We start from the raw sequence: 18,113 nt of genomic DNA, 5'->3' as shown, positions 1-18,113 counted from the left end.
GATCTTTGTGAAACGGCCACTACGAATATCTACTTTCCTTGCGATTTAACTTTTTTCGGACGCGATAAATGTGTTCCTAAATAAATACAGGTTAGAAGAATCGTTGCTCCTGCAATTTCGAGTGGTGAGAATGGCTCGTTAAATAGAAAGATACTTAGCGTTTTTGCAATGACAGGTTGTAAAAGAATAATAAGGCCTGAGATTGATAGGGGTGCTGTTTTAAGCCCATAACTGATTAGTGACCAGCCAATGATCTGGCACAGTATGGCCAGCCCTAAAACTGAAGGTAGGTGTGAATAACTTAGCCCACTATATCCCTGTTCAAATTGAGCACTTATAAAGAGAAGCGCCCCTGTTACGAGAGAAGAGTAGGTAATGATCTCAAGAGCAGTGATTTTAGTGTTAAAGGTCATTAGTGAAGTCTTCTTAATAGAAGTTGTATAGAGAGAGTAGCAAAGCCCGGTTGTTAATCCAAACAACACACCCCAGAAGAATTCTTCAGATTTGTAAAACTCTACTTGTCCTTTGAGAATTAAAAAGACTCCAAAGAAGGCAAAGAGAAAGACCGAAAGTTTTTTTATTGTAATTTTCTCTTTATAAAGAATAAGTCCAAAGACTAGTAAGTAGAATACTTGAGTGTTTCCTAGGATTGTCGACATGCCCGCACCAATGAGGTGAACTGAGCGATGCCAGACAAATAAGTCCATTGCAAAACAGAGTCCTATGACGGCCGTCATAGTATAGAAGCGTTTATCCTTGATATAATTTTTCTTAATAAAAAGTTGGTAAATAAGAAGAATTGATCCGGCTATTGAACAACGGAGCGCTCCAATCATACTTGGAGAAAGGTCACCACTTAAGTTTTTTACAAAAATGGGTGCTAATCCGATGCATATTGTCCCTAAAATGAGGCTTATGACACTTGTGTTCATCCTTTACTCTCTTTAACTTGTCACTATGTGCAAGAGAGTATAGCTCAACTAATGGCCCTAGGGGTATATTTTCTTTTAAATTTACTGACGATCTGACGATAATTGCATAAAGTATAGCTACGCTATAAATATAAAGGAGATATATTGTGAATTTATTTAAAATCACTGTTGTTGCTGCTCTACTAAGTGTAACTGCTTACGCTGGTGACGCTGCTAAAGGTAAAGCAATTTACAAAAAAGTTAACTGTGCTCTTTGCCACAATGCTGACGGTATGGGAAAGGCAAAAGATGGTAAGCTTGCGATTGTTAAAGGTCCAAGAATTGCAGGTCTAGATGCTGCTTATATTATTGAGCAAGTAACTGCAATTAAGACTAAGAAGAGAAAGACTAAGAACACATCAATGATGTGGACTAAAGTTCGTGGCCTATCAGATCAAGACATTAAAGATGTTGCAGCATATGTAACAACTATGTCTAAAGATAAGTTCAAAGGTATGAATCAAAAATAAGACAAATACAGAGGGCCTCTACAGAGGCCTTTTTTATTATTTAATTTCAAAAAATATTCTAAATCCACCGTAGTTCTGATCATAAACACCGTTAAAATCATTGCCTGATATTTCAATTAGGCGCTTAAGGCTAAAGTCTAAGCTTGTAATTACATTTTCACCATTTTGATACTGCTCGTACTTCTCTTTTGTAAGTAAGTCTTTCACGTTGAAGTTTGCTGTGATCTTTGAGAGGTCTTGATTATCAATGATATCAACCTGTGAAAGTTTTTTGTAAACACCATCTTGATAAAAGAGGATATTAGCACTCTTTGTTCTTACTTCCATTTCAAGATTGCGATATGTTTTATAAGTAAATAAATCGAAAATATTCTTATCTTTAAAAGCAAAGCCTTTATCAGTTTCACTACACTGAACCATTTGAATATTAAGTGTTAACTCAATATTTTCGCCATTTTGTTGTGAGCGATAATTCTTAACTCGGTAAGCTTGCAGCTTATTGCGATATAAGTCTTTCTTTGAATTACAATTTGCCTTAGCACCATCTGATAGTTTAACAACACCTTTTGAAGGCATTGGCATTGCTTGGCAAATTCCTGAACATAGAACTGAAGTAAGGATAATTGATCTCATCTTAAACTCTCTCTTATTACTCTTGGCTAAATAAATAATGAACACTTATAACATTTATTGAGGTGAATTTGTTCAAAGATGGAGTTTTTACAGGAGATGTCTGAAATGTAGACGAAAAAAGGCCCCTGTTTAGGAGCCTTTGTATACTTTAAGTCCTCGAATTTATTAGGTTTGAGAACCATGTTTTTACTCGGTAAATTACCAAGTGAATCGTTGGCACGAGAGTGTAAGTGAAGAAGATTGACCCCAGCATCCCTCCAATTAGAACAGCTCCCATGGCCGATTTCATCTTATCGATCATAAACAGCTGTGGCATTGTTCCTGCGATAATCGCAATGGAAGTCATAAGAATTGGCTTAAGCTTCTCCTGCGCTCCCAACCAGAGAGCTTCCTTAATTTCAACACCTTCATCGAGTTTTTGCTGGGTGTATTCAATCATAAGAATAGCATTATTAACGGCCAGACCAACAACCATTACAATGGCCATCATGGAACCAATATTAACCGTCTGCTCAGTGTAGAACATCATTAAAAATGATCCTAGAAAGGACGTTAGAATTGCTGACCCAATCGATACAGGGAAGACAAAAGAGTTAAGAATTGCAACAAGTAGCATATACGTTAAGATAACCGCCAGCATGAAGGCCTTACCCATCTCCTGTTGAGACTCTTTTTGACTTTCTGCTTGTCCAGCAAACATAAACTTCGTCCCTTCTGGAAGTTGCGCTTGATTAAATTTCTGACTTAGGTCTCCCATAATGGCACCAACAACGCCTTTGACAACGAAGGCCTTAATTTGAATGATTCTTTCCTTATCACGTCTTTTAAGTGGTGAAGTTGCTTCAACAACTTGAACCATTCCAAGACTTGAGATTGGTATTAGTCCATCCTTTCCGTGAATCAGAAACTTATCAAAGTCTGAAATATTTCTTTTGAATTCAGGGGCAAGAGTAACGTTGATGTCATACTCCTCACCACCTTCTTTATAAACAGCGTCGTCATTCCCGTTTACAAGGGCGCGAATCGTTCCACCAAGGCGTGAACTCGAAAGATTTTGACGAATAACTTTTTGTGGTTCAGAGACAAATTGAATCTCCATTTTTGGAATTCGATATGAGCTCTCAATTGAACTAAAGTAGCCAGAGTCTTTCATGATCTTTTGCATCTTTTCTGAAGCGATAACCATGTTATCAAAGTCATCACCAGTTACGTTAATCGTGATATCACCGTCATTACTTGCATTTCGACTACCTCCTGTAAGAGTAATCTCTGCTTCAGGTATATTAGAAACCTTTGGAAGTAGGTCATCCATAATTTCTTTATAGTCTCTCTTACGTTTTGTTGCAGATATTAAGTTAACAGTAATACGAGATCTTTCTTCTCCGTCATAACCAATATCGGAAAGAGTTGAGACAACTTCAGGATATTTTCTGATGATCTCATCAACTTGCTTTGTGATTTGTGCAGTCTTTTCAACTGGTGAACCATCTGGCATCAGGATAAATGCTTTAAATTCATCACGGTCAGATTTTGGCAGGAATTCGTTTCCAACTCGTTTTGCCGGATAAACAATTGTAAAAAATAATGCCATGAGAACAATGATTGAAGTAATTGGCCAGTTCATGAACTTATCAAAGAACCAACGGTACTGTTTTGTTACCCACGCAAGCAGGCGATCAACAAGACCTGCAAGCTTAGGAAATGGCCCTTTTAAAGTATCTGGATCTTTAAGAAGTAGGGCACAAAGCATAGGTGTTAAAGTAACAGATGCTAAGATTGAGAAGATCGTTGCAAAGACAACTGTCATCCCAAATTGCAGCATGAATTTACCAACGATACCACCCATGAAAGCAAGTGGCGTGAATACAACAAGGTTTGTTCCCGAAGATGCCATAACGGCCAGTAAAACTTCTTTTGTTCCGTCAATGGCAGCAGACTGAGAATCCTTTCCCATCTTAAGATGCTTGTAAACGTTTTCAATAATGATAAGAGCGTTGGCAATAAGTGTTCCTAAACATGTACCAAACGCAAGGAGAGTCATAACGTTAATTGAGAATGATGACATATCCATAAGGAAAAGAGTTGAGATAATCGAAGTTGGAATTACAATACTTGCGATTAGGGCACCACGCCAGTCTCCTAAGAAAGTCAGAAGAATAGCAATCGTTAAACCGATCCCTATAAAGATCGAGTTAATTGTTCCTTTTGTATCATCAAGAGTAATTCTCGTTGTATCAACAACTAGTTCAAGCTTCATTCCATCAGGAAGCTCGCTTTGAACTTGATCAAGTGATCCTTTTAGGTTATCAACAATTTTGATGGCATCACCATCTGAAAGTTTTAAAACAGATAAACCAACGACTTCTTTATCATTAAAGCGTGCCATTGTTTCAACTTCTTTAAAACTATCTGAAACATTTCCGATTTCTTGAAGTTTAAAAACTTGTCCTTCACGAGAGACAACTTCAAGATTTCTGATTTCACCTACATTGGCAAATTCACCAACAAAGCGGACACTGATTTTTGAGTCTGTCGTATTAATTGAACCACCTGGAATATTTAAGTTCTTTCTTGAAATTGCTGCAAGAACATCTTCAATTGAAAGGTAGTTTTGAATGAGAAGGTTATTATCAAGTTCAATATTAATTTCTCTTTCACGTCCTCCAAAAATGTCGACAGACGCAACACCATTGATTGAAGATAGGCGAGACTTAAGCTTCTTATCGGCATATTCATATACTTGTGTCAGGTCGTGCTTTGTACTTGAGAGAGCTAGTGTGGCAATTGGTTGAATGAGCGGGTCAAATTTCGCAATGATCGGACGATCGGCACCATCAGGAAACTCATTTAAGATTGCTTCGACTTTATCTTTTACTTCAATTGACTTGATGTTGGCATCTGCTTCAATATCGAATTCGATAATGACAATACCAAAACTATCACGAGCATCAGATTTGATTTTCTTAATCTGAGAAACTTCAGATATTTCATCTTCAATTTTCTTAAGAATTTGTGATTCAATCTCTTCCGGTGAAGCACCTGCATAAATTGTTTGTACTGTAATAAGAGGGAGTTCTACTTTAGGAGTAGGCTCAATTATTAAATTACCAATCGAAACCAGTCCCATTACCATAAAAATAGCAATGAAAATGATTGTCGTGGCAGGTCGTTTTACAAATATTTCAATCATCTTCTTACTCCTTAATCCTGATCCACTAGTGCTTCGATAATATTAACTTTCTCGCCATCACTTAGATAACGTTGATCACTTAGCACAACAGTGTCACCTTCACTTAAACCACTTTTCACAACAAAGAAGTTTTCGTTGCTATCGCTGACTTCAATATTTCGCTTCATAACAGTGTTGTTTTGATCAACAATGAAGACATTGTGTGAACCACCACGCTCTGAAACAGCTTCTCTTCTAACTGTTAGAGCATTCTCAAGTTTGTGAGTTTCAATGTTCATAATATAGAGGTTTGTTGGGATCTTCTTATTTGCAAAAGAGACAATAATATTATGTAGGCCTGAGAGATAATCGGCCTTGGTATCAACTGAAACAACATTACCGTAAACTTTCTTGTCTTTTACACGAATACTAACAAGAGCTCCAGGACGAATTAAATTTGCTACTTTTGGGGCCACAGATGCGTGGATCTTAGGGCCGATATTACTACCTGTTACAATAACAAAATTAGAGAATGCTCGTCTTGTAACTTTCGTTGTATTGACTGGAGTTCCTGACTTTGCACGAATTGTATACATCGTGGCAGTCTCTTTTCCTTTTTTTCTTTGAAGGTCGAGGTCTTTTACATACAAGCTACTCGCATAAAGTAGACCTACAACTAGAACGAAGATTAATTGCTTCATAATTATTTTTCTCCCTTCGTTGTACTCGTAAGAAGTCTATCCATTTCTGCACGAGTCACTTTTAGTTGAAGTTTTGTTTGGGCAAGATTTAGACGATGTTGAGTAAGTTGGATTTCACTATCATTTAATTGAAGTTGAGACACTCCACCTGACTTAAACGAACTAAGTGCTACTTTATAAGATGAAGCGGCTAGCTTTACAGCTTCAGATTCGGCATCAAATCGCTCTTGTAGCCCTTCATAGTCTTGCTCAAATTTTAAATACTGAGTTCTGATTTCTCTTCTAAGTTGGTTGAATTTTAAACGTGCGATATTTGCATCACTTCTTTTAATGGCAACTTCTGAATTTTTACTTCCCCCGAGATCCCAATCAAATGTAAATTGAAGTCCAAATGAGATATCATTTTGGTTATGAGAAATATCTCCTGTAAATGGCTTATCCACTCGATAAGTAAGAGGAGAGTAGGCAACAAATAGCCCAAGATCAGGTAGGCGTTGGCTTTTTGCAAGCTCTACTGAGAAGTCTGATAATTGAATGCTTTCTTTTAGAATCTTTACATCAACTGTTTCATCAAGTTTTTGTAGGTTTGATGGAATCGTTGCGATCTTATCTTTTGCATTGAAATTATCAGTTACAACTTGAACATCATCTTCAGGCTGTAATGCTAGAAAGTTTTTTAAGTCTAAGATTGCGTTCTTTAGGTTTTTCTTTGCAATAATCCAATTTGGTTTTCGACTGGCAAGGTCTGCTTGCATCTTGATATTGTCATTTCTTGAAATACGTCCGTAAGATACGCGCTCTTCAAGCGCCTTCTTATTTTTAACAGCATTCTTATATGAGTCATTTGTAATTCTAACCAGCTCTTGATTGAATAGAACCCTATAGTAGAGCTGTCTAGCAACATTTTGAACTTCTGCTTTTGTGACAACTGTCTTTAATTCGCCAATTCGACTTGCTGACTGTGCAATGTCGACACCACTTGAGATCTTTCCAAAAGTGTATAGGGGTTGAGTTAGTTGTACTCTCGCATTGTGATTCCAGTCGTATCCATGTGGCATGATATTTCCTTTACCATCATTCTTTGATACACCGGCCGATATTGATAGAACTGGAAATAAGTTTGAGGTAGCGCTGCTCAGCGACTCTCTTGCTTGCTCTAGCTCCTGTCTTGCAATTCCAACATTTTCATTTCTTTTAGTTGCAAGTTCAACTACTGATTGTTCGTTTAGTTTGTACTGAGCAGCGCTTACGCTACTGGCCAGTCCAAACAAGACGATATAAGTCTTGATCCTTCTCATGAGTGTCGTTCTCCTGTCTATTCTGTCTCTTTTTTGATTCTTAGCTGTTTTATCTTTTTGACTGGTAAAATTCTTCAATCATGCCCAACTGGCAAAGAAGTTTAGATTTTTCCTCTGGTGTAAATTTTGATACTAGCTCTTGACCCATACTAAAGTAGCGTGGAAGTACTTTATTAATTAAATCAAGGCCGTCCTCTGTTAAGGTGATTTTCTTCGATCTTGTATCATTCTCATCAACGGCCTTCTTTATAAGGTTGGCCACCTCAAGTCGTTTAACGATTCCAGTGATATTTGCCTTAGAGACAAGTAGCTCATCAGCTAATTCTGTCGTTGTTACAAATTCTTGATCTGTAAGGTGTAGAATGACAAGAACATCAAATTGAGGCTTCGTTAGCTTAAAGTTTGAAACTTCTTCGGATACCATTTTATCGAGGATTCGAGTTGTACGGATCATGCGTCCGATAATACTTTCCTGTACAAATTCACTCTTCATTATTGACATTCTTACTCCAAGTTTGTTAACGTGTTAACTATATAGTTAGCATGTTAACTAAGTTGAATCAAGAATTTTATTCAATTTGACCTTAAGTTAACAAAAGGTAGTAGATAGATGAATAGGACTAAACAGAATTTGATTGATGTTGCAATTCCTTTAATGGCCAAAAATGGTGTCTACGGTGTAAGTCTAAGAGATATTGCGAAGAAGGCCGAGATTAATGTTTCTTCAGTTCTTTATCATTTCGGTTCTAAAGAAGAATTCATAACAACTTGTGGAGAACATTGTATAAATCTCCTAGCTGATCAAATTAAAGAGATTTCAAAACAAACATTTGATTCGGTTGAAGAGCTTAATCAGGCCATTAACCAAGGAGTCGAGCAAGGTAAGGAAGCTATCGCAATTTGTGTCATGCTTCTTGTTATCGATTCACCTGGCTTTAGAGATATCTATGAAGGCTATGTTTCAGATTCATATGTTTCAGTTCACGGACAAGATAATCCATTCCTATTAAATTTAAGATCATTTATTTCGTATATGATCTTTAAGAGGGTTGATTTAAAAGTTGCAAAAGAAAAATATGAGGGAAGTGGCATGGTTGAGTTATTATGCCAATCCCCAATAGCTGCACTGTAGATTATCTTCTACAGTGCGTTTCATGCCACATCTTTTCTAAATTTTCTCGGTCATCTGGGTGAGCAATTCTAATTAATTCTTGTGCTCTCTGATTAAGGCTCTTTCCATAAAGATCAGCAATACCGTATTCAGTAACGACGTAGTGCATATGTGAACGAGTTGTTACAACTCCTGCTCCTGACCTTAGAGTTGGAACGATTTTTGGAAAGCCCTTTGCACTACGTGAGTTGATGACAATAATTGGCTTACCGCCTTCAGAAAGGGAAGCTCCTCTCATAAAGTCCATTTGTCCACCAACCCCAGAGATAATATGATGGCCAATTGAGTCTGCACAAACTTGTCCAGTAAGATCAATTTCTACGGCACTATTAATGGCACAAACCTTTGGGTTTCTCTTAATAATACTTGGGTTATTTACATAGTCTGCTTCAAGTTGAATGACACTTGGGTTGTCATCAATAAAGTCATGAACATCTTGGCCTCCAACAATAAAGGCACTAACCGTTTTTCCTCGGTGAACATTTTTTAGAGAGTTATTAACGGCACCACTTTTAATGAGATCAAGAGCTCCATTTGACCACATCTCTGTGTGAATACCAAGATTCTTATGATTCTTTAGGCTCGCCAAAACTGCATCTGGGATTGAACCAATTCCCATTTGTAGAGTTGATCCATCTTCAATAAGAGTCGAAGTTAGTTGTCCAATTTTCAAATCTTCTTCACTTAAGCAAACTTCTTGATGGCCAACAATTTTATCATCAATCTCAATAGCATAGTCGATATCATTAACGTGGATAAACCCATCGCCATGAACACGAGGCATATTTGGGTTGATCTGTGCGATAACAACTTTAGCATTACTTACTGCGGCCTTAGCAACATCAACAGAAGTACCCAGAGTACAATGGCCATGTTGATCTGGTGGACTTACATGAATAAGAGCAAAGTCTAGAGGGATTCTTCCACTGCGAAACAAGTTTGGTATTTCTGACAGAAAACATGGAAGGTAATCGACTCTTTGGTAGTCGATATGTTTTCTTACGTTACCACCAACAAAGAGGTTTATGATTTTAAAGTTTTTACAATATTCTTCATTTGCATATTTCGCATCACCATGAGTGTGGAGGTGAGTTAGCGTTACATCTTTTAGTTTATGAGCATTTTCAAGTAAACCATCAATTAGGGCCTGTGGTGTTGAGTCTCCACCATGAATAAAAATATTTGAGTTTGAATAGACTATTGATAAAGCTTCCGCTGCGTTTGAAACAATTTTCACAAGCACTCCTTTGTGTTCATATTCTACGAATTTTTGGCCGAGATTTAAAGTATATTTGGTTACAATTTTTATATGCCATCTATTAAAAAATTGAGGTATAACCTCTAACTATTATGGTAGTTGCAACAACGAGCAAGAGACTCAAAGAACTCATTTATTTTACTATTCCACTTGTTATCGGCCAAGTAGGTCAGATGCTTTTTAACGTTGGTGATATTTTTGTGGCCGGACGCTATTCCACATCAGCAGTGGCCTCCATTGGTGTTGCGGCAGGAATGTTATCTCCATTTATTATGATTGGAATATCAACTCTATTCTCTGTTAGTGCAGTTACGGCAAGAATGCGTGGAGAAGAAACTAACCCACATGAAAATGGTGTATGGGGTAGTGGAATGACTTTAGCGCTTCTTTTAGGAAGTGTTATCTGTACTGCTCTTTATATCTTTACATACTTCGTTGACCATATTGGTTTAAATAAGGAAATCGTTCCTCTTGTTAAGACTTATCTTTATTGGGTAAATATCTCAATTATACCGGCACTCATTTTTCAGATGATTAAGGAATATCTTCAGGCCTTTGATAAAACGATTTTTGCAAACTCACTTATTATCATTATGAATGTTGTTAACCTCATTATGAATTACTGCTTAATGTTTGGTATTGGTCCTATTCCTGAAATGGGAATTAAAGGAGCTGCCGTTGCAACTGTCATAACTCGTTTTGTTCTTGCTATTATTATTTATGTCTATGCTTACCGTGTGCTTCCAATTGAAACACACTTTAGTAAGAAATCGTTCAAAGAACTTATTAAGCTTGGAATTCCCGTTGGACTTGGAACTTTTATTGAAGTACTCATGTTCTCAACTGTCACGGTTTTAATTGGTCGTATGAGTCTTGTTGCTTCTGCTTCTCACAATATCGTTCTAACTATTGCGGGGTTAACTTTTATGGTACCTCTCGCAATTAATGGTGCAGCCGGTGTAAAGGTTGGCTATGCTCTAGGACGTAAGGATATGGAGATGATAAAGAACTACTCGTATGGGTGTATCTTTATGGCCGTCTCTTATATGGTAATGACTGCAATTTTTTACTTCTTCTTTCATAAGTTTTTAATGGGACTTTTCACAACTGATCAGGCCGTTATTTTATATGGCTCAGGGCTTTTCCTATACGTTGCTCTCTTTCAAATTCCTGATGGCCTACAAGTTGCCATGTGGGGAGTTCTAAGAGGTCTTGGAATGAGTAAACAACCAATGCTTTATTCATTCTGTGGTTACTGGCTAATTGCAATTCCTGTAGGTGTTTATCTTAGTTATAAGCATGGAATGGAAGCCGCTGGTTTATGGGCGGGACTTGCAATTGGATTGACAATTGTTTCAATGATTCTGTCTCTTTTATTTAAGAAGAGAATCGGTGAGCTTTCAAAAGAGTGGGGAATCTAGGATTCTGTTTGCTGGCTTAACTTTTCTTCGATATAGAGAATGACCTTATCGAAGTCAAAGGGTTTCGTTATAAGATCAACTGCACCAAGTTCCTTGGCCCTTTGTGCATTTAGTTCATCAATGAAGCCTGTGATAATTAAAACAGGAGGGGCTTGAGCATTAAGTTTACGAATCTCTTCTAAGAGCTTAAGTCCATCCATCTTTGGCATTTTTAAGTCAGTGACGACGAAGTCTACTGGGTTGCGTTTTGCATAGTCTAGTGCCATCTCACCATCTTTTACACCAATGGTTTCATAACCAAATGACTCAAAGGTTTCGACGTAGATATCATTTAATGTCGGTTCGTCCTCTGCAACAAGGACCCTTTTCTTGGCTAACATATATAAAATTGTATGTAATCTTTAGGTCTAAGGCAAATACTTAAATGTGACGAATATCATCTTTTTAGGCTCTGCCTTATTTAAGATGGTTAGGTTGGTTTACTTAAGATTTTAAGTCTATGTTAGTATTCCATCTTTTTGATATTAACGCTTTTATTGCCTTAAGGTTAAGGCATATTTTAAGAATTTTTTTCGTAAAAACTGACACTTGTCAGTTACCAATTAATCCATTGTGCTAATCTAAATTTAATTTAGGAGGCATATATGAAACATATATCAGTCGAAGAATTTACAACTCCTGCTGTTCACGTTGTGGATCAGGATGCCAGCATTGATATTGCTTTTAAGATTATGAAAGACAATGGAATTAGGCATCTTCCTGTAAGTGACGGGAATCAAATTGTGGGAATCATTTCTGAAAGAGATGTCATGTCGATTTATGGAAAGAGCTGGTGTGATGGTGTTCTTGTTAAGGACTTTATGAATGAATCTGTTCTTGCAGTTAATAAGGACGATAGCTTAGGTGAAGTTGCCTATCAATTAGCAAGTCACAAAGTTGGGTCTGCAATTGTTCTCAATAATAGAAATCGTGTCTACGGTATCTTTACAGTAACAGATGCACTTAATGCTCTTGTTGAAGTCTTTGTCGACGATGCTTATAAGAGAAGTGATATTAGAAGTTAATCTCTTCTTTGGTAAATAACACTGGGCAAACCGGTGATTCAGAAGCTAAGTGAAGGGGGAGTGGAAATCCTGAAAAGAAATACTTTCCAGCTGGCACATCGTGAAGTTTTAAATTTTCAAAGATCGCGGCCTGCTTAAAGAGTGTATTGTGAATTGGTCTATTTCTACTCCCTGGATTAAAGTCCGAAGACTTCCAAGAAGTTCCATACATATTAAAGTTTGGATTTTGTAATAAGTAGTCAGCGCTTTCTTGTGAAAGTGTTAGCACATAATTTGGGTCGTGAAGTTGTGACTCATTTATTGGCATGTCTTTGACTGTTAAAATTAACTTATTGGGCATTTCATCTCTAAGCTCCTCTTTAAGTTCACTAAGAGAGACTTCCCAATGAAAAACTCCATCTAGGCCTTCTACTGGTTTCCAATTTTGACCTTTTAGTTTGACGACAGTGACTGGCCCAAAGAATGAATTTATTTGCTTCTTAAAATAGTCATCAACGCTCATCCCATCTTTCATGGTGTGAGACTGCGCTTCCATATGAGTCAAGCTATGAGGTTTTAGAAGGTGGGCATCATAATTTACTGGAGGACCTTTTGGATCATTCATCGAGTAAATATTCTCTCGCTTATAGCCTTGGCCTTCAAACCACATTCCAGGCATTGACTCTGTAATAATTGGGCTTAGGATATAAGGCATTTAAACTCCAGTGTTTATTGAGTTATCATTGTAGCATTAATAAATGGATTAGAGGTAGTAGAATGCATATTCCAAAGTTATTCAAACAAGAAGATAAGGCCGAGTTAATAAAGCAGATGAGGGAGACGACATTTGCTAATCTTATCTCTAACGGAGCCGAAGGGATTGAGGTTAATCATCTTCCTCTTTGTGTTGTCGAAGAAGAGGGGAAGCTCTTTTTATTTGGCCATATTTCAAAAGCTAATTCTCTTTGGAGGAAAACACTTGATGTTAGTGAAGTCGTTGCTACGTTTAATGGACCTCATTGTTATATTTCGCCAAATCATTACCCAACAAAGAAAGAGACTGGTAAAGCTGTACCAACTTGGAATTATATTGTTGTTCACGCTCGTGGAAAAATTTCTTTTATTGAAGATAAGAAGTGGATTCTAAAGTCCATTGAGATGCTTACTAATGAACAGGAGGCGGGAAGTCGTAACCCCTGGAAGATTGAAGATGCTCCCGCTGATTATACACAAAAGCTTCTAGCAGCAATTATTGGAGTTAAAGTTGAAGTGACTTCCCTTGAAGGGCAGTGGAAGCTTAGCCAAAATCAACCGCTTGAGAATAGGCAGGGAGTTATCTCTGCTTTAGGCCACTCAGGAGATCCATATAAAATTGAAGTCGCCCAAAGAATGAATTTATAAGCTTTCTAGCTTTTTATAAATAATTTAACATTTTCTCTCTCATAACTTCGCTTAGGTCGTTGTAATTGGGACTCCTCTTTTAGGTGCGATGAAGTAAAAAAAAAGGTCAGTATTAAACTGACCCTTTTGTTGATAGATTAATTTTTTCTATAGTTCTCATAATATTCTCCTTGAGTTGTTTTCCTATGTAATAAGTATATGACTAAAAAAATATTTAAAGGTTTGTTTCGGGTCTATTTTTTGCAAAGTGATTGTGATGTTTTTGTTAGTCGAATCTATTACTCAACTAAGATAACCATTCTTTAGTTAATATTAAATATTCTTAACTATTAAATCGTCGATAGGTACTACACGTATTTAAATCATAAAAAAGGATCTATCGATGAAAATTACTTTTCTTGGTGCTGCCGGAGGTGTAACCGGATCAAAGACATTGCTTAAAGTAGGAAAGGATTATAAAGAACAATACTTAGTTGACTATGGCCTTTATCAAGGGGCCAAGGAAAATCGTGAACGAAATTGGATGAGCTATCACGGTGCAAGTAAGTTAAGTGCGGTCTTTTTAACTCACGCACATATTGATCATTCAGGCCTTCTTCCTCGTCTTTATCGTGATGGATTTCGTGGAAGGATCTACTGTACAAAAGAGACATTTAGACTTTGCCAAATTCTATTAATGGACTCGGCCCGTATCCATGAAGAAGATGCAAAATATGCCAATCGAAAAAAGATTTCAAGACACAAACCCGCACTTCCGCTTTATACAACTGAAGAAGCTCAAGCTGTTCTTGAACACTTTGAAGTTGTCGACTTTGAACAAGAATTAACAATTTCTCCAAATATTGCTATTACTTTTTATTGGGCAGGTCACATCCTTGGAGCAAGCTTTATCCGTATCCGTTATAAAACAGCTACTGGTGAAGTTAAAACGATAGTTTTTTCAGGTGATGTTGGGCATAAGAGAAATATTCTCTTAAACGAGCCGCAAGTTATCTGTGATACTGATTATCTTGTTTTGGAGTCAACATATGGAGATAGACTGCATGCCAGGATTCCTGCAAAAGAAGTTCTAGGAATGTATCTTAATACAATTTTAAAGCGTGGTGGTGTCGCTGTTATACCGGCCTTCTCTGTTGGAAGAACACAAGACATTCTCTATCTTATTAAAGAGCTTATGAATGATGAGGCCATTCCCAGTGTGCCTGTGCATCTTGATAGTCCGCTTTCTAAGAAGGCTAACAGAATCTTTAATGACTGTTTTCATAAAGGTCATGTTAAAGAGCATGTAACAGAGGATATTGATATTTACCCTGATACGTTTGAAGAAGTAGAGGATGTTGAAGACTCAAAGGCACTTATGGATAAATCTGGTCCACGTATCATTGTTAGTGCCTCTGGTATGATAGATGGTGGCAGAGTTGTCTATCACGTTATGAAGCATATTGTAGATGAAGATAGCGGAATAATTTTAGTCGGTTTTCAGCCTGAAGGAACGAAAGGGCGCATTTTAATTAATGGAGAGAAAGAGCTTCATATGCATAAGCAAAGAATTCCTGTTCGAGCTAGCATATTTTATATAGATTCTTTATCGGCACATGGTGATTATTTAGATCTCATTGGATGGTTAAATGAATCTCGTATTTCGCCAAAATTAGTAATTCTTAATCATGGCGAAGAACGGGCCGCAAGTCATTTGAAAACTCTTTTAGAATCACAGTTAAGTTTTAGAACAACGATAGCAAGTCTAGGAGAGGAGTTTGATTTGGAAAATATTTATGATAATCAAACAAAGGTCGCCAGTAATATCGCGGCTTGAGGTAAGGGCCAGATGAAGGTAGATTTCGAAAGAATTGTTTCTTTAAAGTATATTATTGCTTTTATTTCGATTGTTTTATTTACTATTATTTCTCAAGCCTTGATGCAATTCTTTATTCTTAAACAAGAAAGTTATTCACAAGTAATTAACTTGGCAGGACGACAGCGTATGTTAAGCCAAAGACTTGCAAAACAAACACTATTATACCGTTATGATAGTATACAGTCAGATCGTTTAAAATTAAATAAAGAGATTATTACTACAAAGGAACTCCTGCTTTCTTCTCATGATTCACTTAAAAATGGAAGTACTGAAAAAGGAATTATACCTGCTTTTACTGAAGATATTAGACAGCAGTATATTAAACTCGATCAAATTTTGAAGAAAATTGATCATGATGTCACTTGTATTATTACTAATTGTACTGATGCGCATCAGCGGCTCGAAAATATAATTGTTGATACGGAAATCTTCTTAGGTGAGATGAATAAGATTGTTCTTGAATCTACTGACTTTTCAAAATCAAGAGTATTAAGTTTAAGTAAATTAGAATTATTCTTATTTTGCTTAATCATACTTTTGTTAATTTACGAATTCTTTAAAGTTATTATACCGCTAAAGAGAAAGTTAATTAATTATCTAAAAGAGCTTCAGGAAAAAGATCAGGTAATTCATCATAGTTCGAAATTAGCAACTATTGGCGATTTAGTCGCAGGTGTTGGTCATGAGATAAATGGGCCACTAACTGTTATTAAAGGCTATTTGATAAGGTTAAAAAGAGAATTGTATAAGGGAAGTAAAAATGAAGAGTATATAAATAACTCACTCCAGAAAATTGAAGATTCTTCGATTCAAATTGAGAATATTGTAGAGGGCCTTAGGACTTTTGCCCGTAAGGATGAACAAGGAATCGTCGAGTTCAACTTGAATGAGGTCACAAAGAATAGTGTCTCTATGTTAGATCAGATTTATGAGAATTATGGAATCGATGTTTCTTTTGAAAATTCTGTTGGGGAGCTATTAGTTAAAGGCTGTCCTGGAAAGATTCAACAAGTCATATTCAATCTTCTCTCAAATGCGAAAGATGCACTCGAAGATTGTGAACTTAAGGAGATCAAAGTTAAGCTTTCTAGTAATCGTGATACTGCTTTTCTTCGAGTCTCAGATACAGGGCCTGGAATAAGCGATGCTATCAAAAAGAAAATATTCGATCCTTATTTTACAACTAAGAAGTATGGAAAGGGGAGTGGACTTGGATTGTCTCTTTCTTTTGATTTCATAAAAGAACATGGCGGAAATATTTCTATCGATACTGTCGTAGGGCAAGGAACATCTTTTATAATTGAACTTCCACTTGCTTAATAAGGATTTTTAATCACATAGAGGAGATAGAATTGTTCTAATTTGACTACCATTTAACTCGGCTTGATAAGGAGAGTAGCCACTTGGGCCATCACCCATAATATTCTTATCATCTAAAATGATCTTTCGATCAGGACATAGTCGATCTTTGTACGCATCTGCTAGCCCTAAGTTATGGGCCAATTCATGTATGTATAGTTTGCATCTTTTTTGATCATTTATATTCGCAACATTCGCAAATTTATGCGTGGCCCATTCTTTAGCAGTTGGTCTCTTATGCTCCTTAGATATCATTATTGTATGGTCACATTTAAAGCGATCAACGATGCCGGTTTCTTCTTTTAGATCAACGTTAAGTTTAAGGCCATGCCTTGCATAGAAGTCTTTCACACATGGCATTGAGTTTCTTACTAGTGCCATTGATTCTTCTTTGTCTTTCTCATTTCCATCAAACTTTAAGTAGAGAGAAACATCAATATTAACAAGTCCTTCTTTGATATATGTCTTATACTTCGTCTTTGTTCCTACATATTTAAACAGATTACTTTCTTTATTGCATAATGACTGCGATTTATAATCCACCTCAACAAAAACTTCAGCAGACCGGTTCTCTAGGCAGCTTTTAATATATGTACTTTTATTAGCGTAGTATGAAATTCTTCTTTCTGAACTACCATATTTTAAATTCCAGCCCTCAAATTCTCTGTCATTTGAAAAGTAGTGTAGCTCGTTATTTAGACATAGATACTTGTCTTTTACTTCAGTAAGTTCATTGAGTTCACCCGTTATGGACTTAACGATCAACTTGTTTTCTAGAGATTGAAAATCTTCTTTCATTGGCCCTAGTTTCTTTATAATTTCTTTGTTTTCTTTTTGTAGCCTTGCAATTTGTGCTGCTGTTTCTTCTGACTTTAACATGCGATTGTAGAGGTTATTTTTCTTAGCTACCTCTTCCTGGTTTTTATTAAACTGAGAATGAAGTCGGTTGATTTCCAATTCTAATTCGTAATAGGTATCCAGATCGCTAGCAAATGTTGGTATAGAGATGGCAAATATTAGAAGATTAAAAAGATAGAACATGTTTTCTTTTCGGTAGGAAACTAAAAAAAATTACTTTTTAATATAAGTGATATGGTTCATAACTACTTGTTTTTATTAAGTTATGACTTTTGAGTACTTTATTCAGGTACACGACTGACTACATAAAGAAAAAATATGTTGGTAAGAGAAGCCTTCTTATTAATAAGGCCTTGAATTAATAATATGTATTATGGAAAATTAATAAAAAATTAACCTTAAATTCATGTGATATTAGGTATTTAGAATATTGTGTATCGTTAGATTTTATTGACCGCCTTGCTCGTGTGCGTTATAAGGTACTTGTACAAATAATACTTAG

17 protein-coding genes are annotated in these 18,113 nt (G+C 36.4%); 7 read left to right on the top strand and 10 right to left on the bottom strand.

The genetic code is table 11. From position 1 onward, the window contains the following. Positions 1-29: 29 nt before the first annotated feature. Positions 30-932, bottom strand: a complete 903-nt coding sequence (locus ABMA76_RS07945) for a DMT family transporter (RefSeq protein WP_392907264.1) — start codon at positions 930-932, stop codon at positions 30-32. 146 nt (positions 933-1,078) lie between these two features. Here ABMA76_RS07945 and ABMA76_RS07940 point away from each other — a divergent pair, with 146 nt between their 5' ends. Beyond that, positions 1,079-1,441, top strand: coding sequence for a c-type cytochrome (locus ABMA76_RS07940; RefSeq protein WP_393061321.1), 363 nt, complete (start codon positions 1,079-1,081; stop codon positions 1,439-1,441). Between the two features lie 36 nt (positions 1,442-1,477). On the opposite strand, the gene ABMA76_RS07935 is transcribed toward ABMA76_RS07940, so the two are convergent. From ABMA76_RS07935 to ABMA76_RS07915, 5 genes are all read right to left on the bottom strand, one after another. Next, positions 1,478-2,074 (bottom strand): hypothetical protein, encoded by a 597-nt coding sequence (locus tag ABMA76_RS07935; RefSeq protein ID WP_393061319.1) that lies wholly within the window; start codon positions 2,072-2,074, stop codon positions 1,478-1,480. A 148-nt stretch (positions 2,075-2,222) separates the two neighbouring features. Beyond that, positions 2,223-5,264: an efflux RND transporter permease subunit gene (locus ABMA76_RS07930; RefSeq protein WP_393061317.1), complete on the bottom strand. Its 3,042-nt coding sequence runs from the start codon at positions 5,262-5,264 to the stop codon at positions 2,223-2,225. Positions 5,265-5,275: 11 nt separating this feature from the next. After that, the gene (locus ABMA76_RS07925; RefSeq protein ID WP_392907276.1) at positions 5,276-5,944 is read right to left on the bottom strand and encodes an efflux RND transporter periplasmic adaptor subunit; all 669 of its coding nucleotides are present in this window, start codon (positions 5,942-5,944) and stop codon (positions 5,276-5,278) included. Between the two features lie 2 nt (positions 5,945-5,946). Continuing rightward, positions 5,947-7,242, bottom strand: a complete 1,296-nt coding sequence (locus ABMA76_RS07920) for a TolC family protein (protein ID WP_392907279.1) — start codon at positions 7,240-7,242, stop codon at positions 5,947-5,949. A 49-nt stretch (positions 7,243-7,291) separates the two neighbouring features. Beyond that, positions 7,292-7,744 carry a MarR family winged helix-turn-helix transcriptional regulator gene (locus tag ABMA76_RS07915; RefSeq protein ID WP_392907282.1) on the bottom strand — a complete coding sequence of 151 codons (453 nt, stop codon included), beginning with the start codon at positions 7,742-7,744 and terminating at the stop codon, positions 7,292-7,294. A gap of 108 nt (positions 7,745-7,852) precedes the next feature. Here ABMA76_RS07915 and ABMA76_RS07910 point away from each other — a divergent pair, with 108 nt between their 5' ends. Continuing rightward, complete coding sequence (locus ABMA76_RS07910; protein ID WP_392907285.1) at positions 7,853-8,374, top strand: TetR/AcrR family transcriptional regulator; 522 nt, start codon at positions 7,853-7,855, stop codon at positions 8,372-8,374. 1 nt (position 8,375) lies between these two features. On the opposite strand, the gene ABMA76_RS07905 is transcribed toward ABMA76_RS07910, so the two are convergent. Then, positions 8,376-9,650, bottom strand: a complete 1,275-nt coding sequence (locus ABMA76_RS07905; RefSeq protein ID WP_392907288.1) for an acetyl-CoA hydrolase/transferase family protein — start codon at positions 9,648-9,650, stop codon at positions 8,376-8,378. A gap of 113 nt (positions 9,651-9,763) precedes the next feature. Between ABMA76_RS07905 and ABMA76_RS07900 the strand changes: the two genes are divergently transcribed. Further along, positions 9,764-11,092: an MATE family efflux transporter gene (locus tag ABMA76_RS07900; RefSeq protein WP_392907291.1), complete on the top strand. Its 1,329-nt coding sequence runs from the start codon at positions 9,764-9,766 to the stop codon at positions 11,090-11,092. On the opposite strand, the gene ABMA76_RS07895 is transcribed toward ABMA76_RS07900, so the two are convergent. Continuing rightward, complete coding sequence (locus tag ABMA76_RS07895) at positions 11,089-11,472, bottom strand: response regulator (RefSeq protein WP_392907294.1); 384 nt, start codon at positions 11,470-11,472, stop codon at positions 11,089-11,091. The two genes, ABMA76_RS07900 and ABMA76_RS07895, sit on opposite strands and share 4 nt — an antisense overlap. Before the next feature lie 264 nt (positions 11,473-11,736). Between ABMA76_RS07895 and ABMA76_RS07890 the strand changes: the two genes are divergently transcribed. Continuing rightward, the gene (locus tag ABMA76_RS07890; RefSeq protein ID WP_392856450.1) at positions 11,737-12,156 is read left to right on the top strand and encodes a CBS domain-containing protein; all 420 of its coding nucleotides are present in this window, start codon (positions 11,737-11,739) and stop codon (positions 12,154-12,156) included. On the opposite strand, the gene ABMA76_RS07885 is transcribed toward ABMA76_RS07890, so the two are convergent. Next, on the bottom strand, positions 12,146-12,850 hold the full coding sequence (locus ABMA76_RS07885; RefSeq protein WP_392907297.1) for a hypothetical protein: 705 nt from the start codon (positions 12,848-12,850) through the stop codon (positions 12,146-12,148). The genes ABMA76_RS07890 and ABMA76_RS07885 overlap by 11 nt on opposite strands. Before the next feature lie 62 nt (positions 12,851-12,912). Here ABMA76_RS07885 and ABMA76_RS07880 point away from each other — a divergent pair, with 62 nt between their 5' ends. The 3 genes from ABMA76_RS07880 to ABMA76_RS07870 all read left to right on the top strand — a co-directional run bounded on the left by ABMA76_RS07880 (position 12,913) and on the right by ABMA76_RS07870 (position 16,714). After that, positions 12,913-13,536: an FMN-binding negative transcriptional regulator gene (locus tag ABMA76_RS07880; protein WP_392907300.1), complete on the top strand. Its 624-nt coding sequence runs from the start codon at positions 12,913-12,915 to the stop codon at positions 13,534-13,536. A 382-nt stretch (positions 13,537-13,918) separates the two neighbouring features. Beyond that, complete coding sequence (locus ABMA76_RS07875; protein WP_392907303.1) at positions 13,919-15,352, top strand: MBL fold metallo-hydrolase RNA specificity domain-containing protein; 1,434 nt, start codon at positions 13,919-13,921, stop codon at positions 15,350-15,352. 12 nt (positions 15,353-15,364) lie between these two features. Beyond that, positions 15,365-16,714 (top strand): ATP-binding protein, encoded by a 1,350-nt coding sequence (locus ABMA76_RS07870; protein ID WP_392907306.1) that lies wholly within the window; start codon positions 15,365-15,367, stop codon positions 16,712-16,714. 9 nt (positions 16,715-16,723) lie between these two features. On the opposite strand, the gene ABMA76_RS07865 is transcribed toward ABMA76_RS07870, so the two are convergent. After that, positions 16,724-17,794: a hypothetical protein gene (locus tag ABMA76_RS07865; protein WP_392907309.1), complete on the bottom strand. Its 1,071-nt coding sequence runs from the start codon at positions 17,792-17,794 to the stop codon at positions 16,724-16,726. Positions 17,795-18,113 lie beyond the last annotated feature (319 nt).

This window comes from Halobacteriovorax sp. ZH5_bin.2 (genome assembly GCF_043196375.1).
Lineage (GTDB): Bacteria > Bdellovibrionota > Bacteriovoracia > Bacteriovoracales > Bacteriovoracaceae > Halobacteriovorax_A.
The sequence above is the reverse complement of the archived record's forward strand: the minus strand, read 5'-3'. Positions and strand labels throughout refer to the sequence as shown.

What these genes read in the sequence shown, in the direction of transcription:
- ABMA76_RS07945 (WP_392907264.1), bottom strand. Translation starts at nt 932, where the DNA reads ATGAACACAAGTGTCATAAGCCTCATTTTAGGGACAATATGCATCGGA.
- ABMA76_RS07935 (WP_393061319.1), bottom strand. Translation starts at nt 2,074, where the DNA reads ATGAGATCAATTATCCTTACTTCAGTTCTATGTTCAGGAATTTGCCAA.
- ABMA76_RS07930 (WP_393061317.1), bottom strand. Translation starts at nt 5,264, where the DNA reads ATGATTGAAATATTTGTAAAACGACCTGCCACGACAATCATTTTCATT.
- ABMA76_RS07925 (WP_392907276.1), bottom strand. Translation starts at nt 5,944, where the DNA reads ATGAAGCAATTAATCTTCGTTCTAGTTGTAGGTCTACTTTATGCGAGT.
- ABMA76_RS07920 (WP_392907279.1), bottom strand. Translation starts at nt 7,242, where the DNA reads ATGAGAAGGATCAAGACTTATATCGTCTTGTTTGGACTGGCCAGTAGC.
- ABMA76_RS07915 (WP_392907282.1), bottom strand. Translation starts at nt 7,744, where the DNA reads ATGTCAATAATGAAGAGTGAATTTGTACAGGAAAGTATTATCGGACGC.
- ABMA76_RS07910 (WP_392907285.1), top strand. Translation starts at nt 7,853, where the DNA reads ATGAATAGGACTAAACAGAATTTGATTGATGTTGCAATTCCTTTAATG.
- ABMA76_RS07900 (WP_392907291.1), top strand. Translation starts at nt 9,764, where the DNA reads ATGGTAGTTGCAACAACGAGCAAGAGACTCAAAGAACTCATTTATTTT.
- ABMA76_RS07895 (WP_392907294.1), bottom strand. Translation starts at nt 11,472, where the DNA reads ATGTTAGCCAAGAAAAGGGTCCTTGTTGCAGAGGACGAACCGACATTA.
- ABMA76_RS07890 (WP_392856450.1), top strand. Translation starts at nt 11,737, where the DNA reads ATGAAACATATATCAGTCGAAGAATTTACAACTCCTGCTGTTCACGTT.
- ABMA76_RS07885 (WP_392907297.1), bottom strand. Translation starts at nt 12,850, where the DNA reads ATGCCTTATATCCTAAGCCCAATTATTACAGAGTCAATGCCTGGAATG.
- ABMA76_RS07880 (WP_392907300.1), top strand. Translation starts at nt 12,913, where the DNA reads ATGCATATTCCAAAGTTATTCAAACAAGAAGATAAGGCCGAGTTAATA.
- ABMA76_RS07875 (WP_392907303.1), top strand. Translation starts at nt 13,919, where the DNA reads ATGAAAATTACTTTTCTTGGTGCTGCCGGAGGTGTAACCGGATCAAAG.
- ABMA76_RS07870 (WP_392907306.1), top strand. Translation starts at nt 15,365, where the DNA reads ATGAAGGTAGATTTCGAAAGAATTGTTTCTTTAAAGTATATTATTGCT.
- ABMA76_RS07865 (WP_392907309.1), bottom strand. Translation starts at nt 17,794, where the DNA reads ATGTTCTATCTTTTTAATCTTCTAATATTTGCCATCTCTATACCAACA.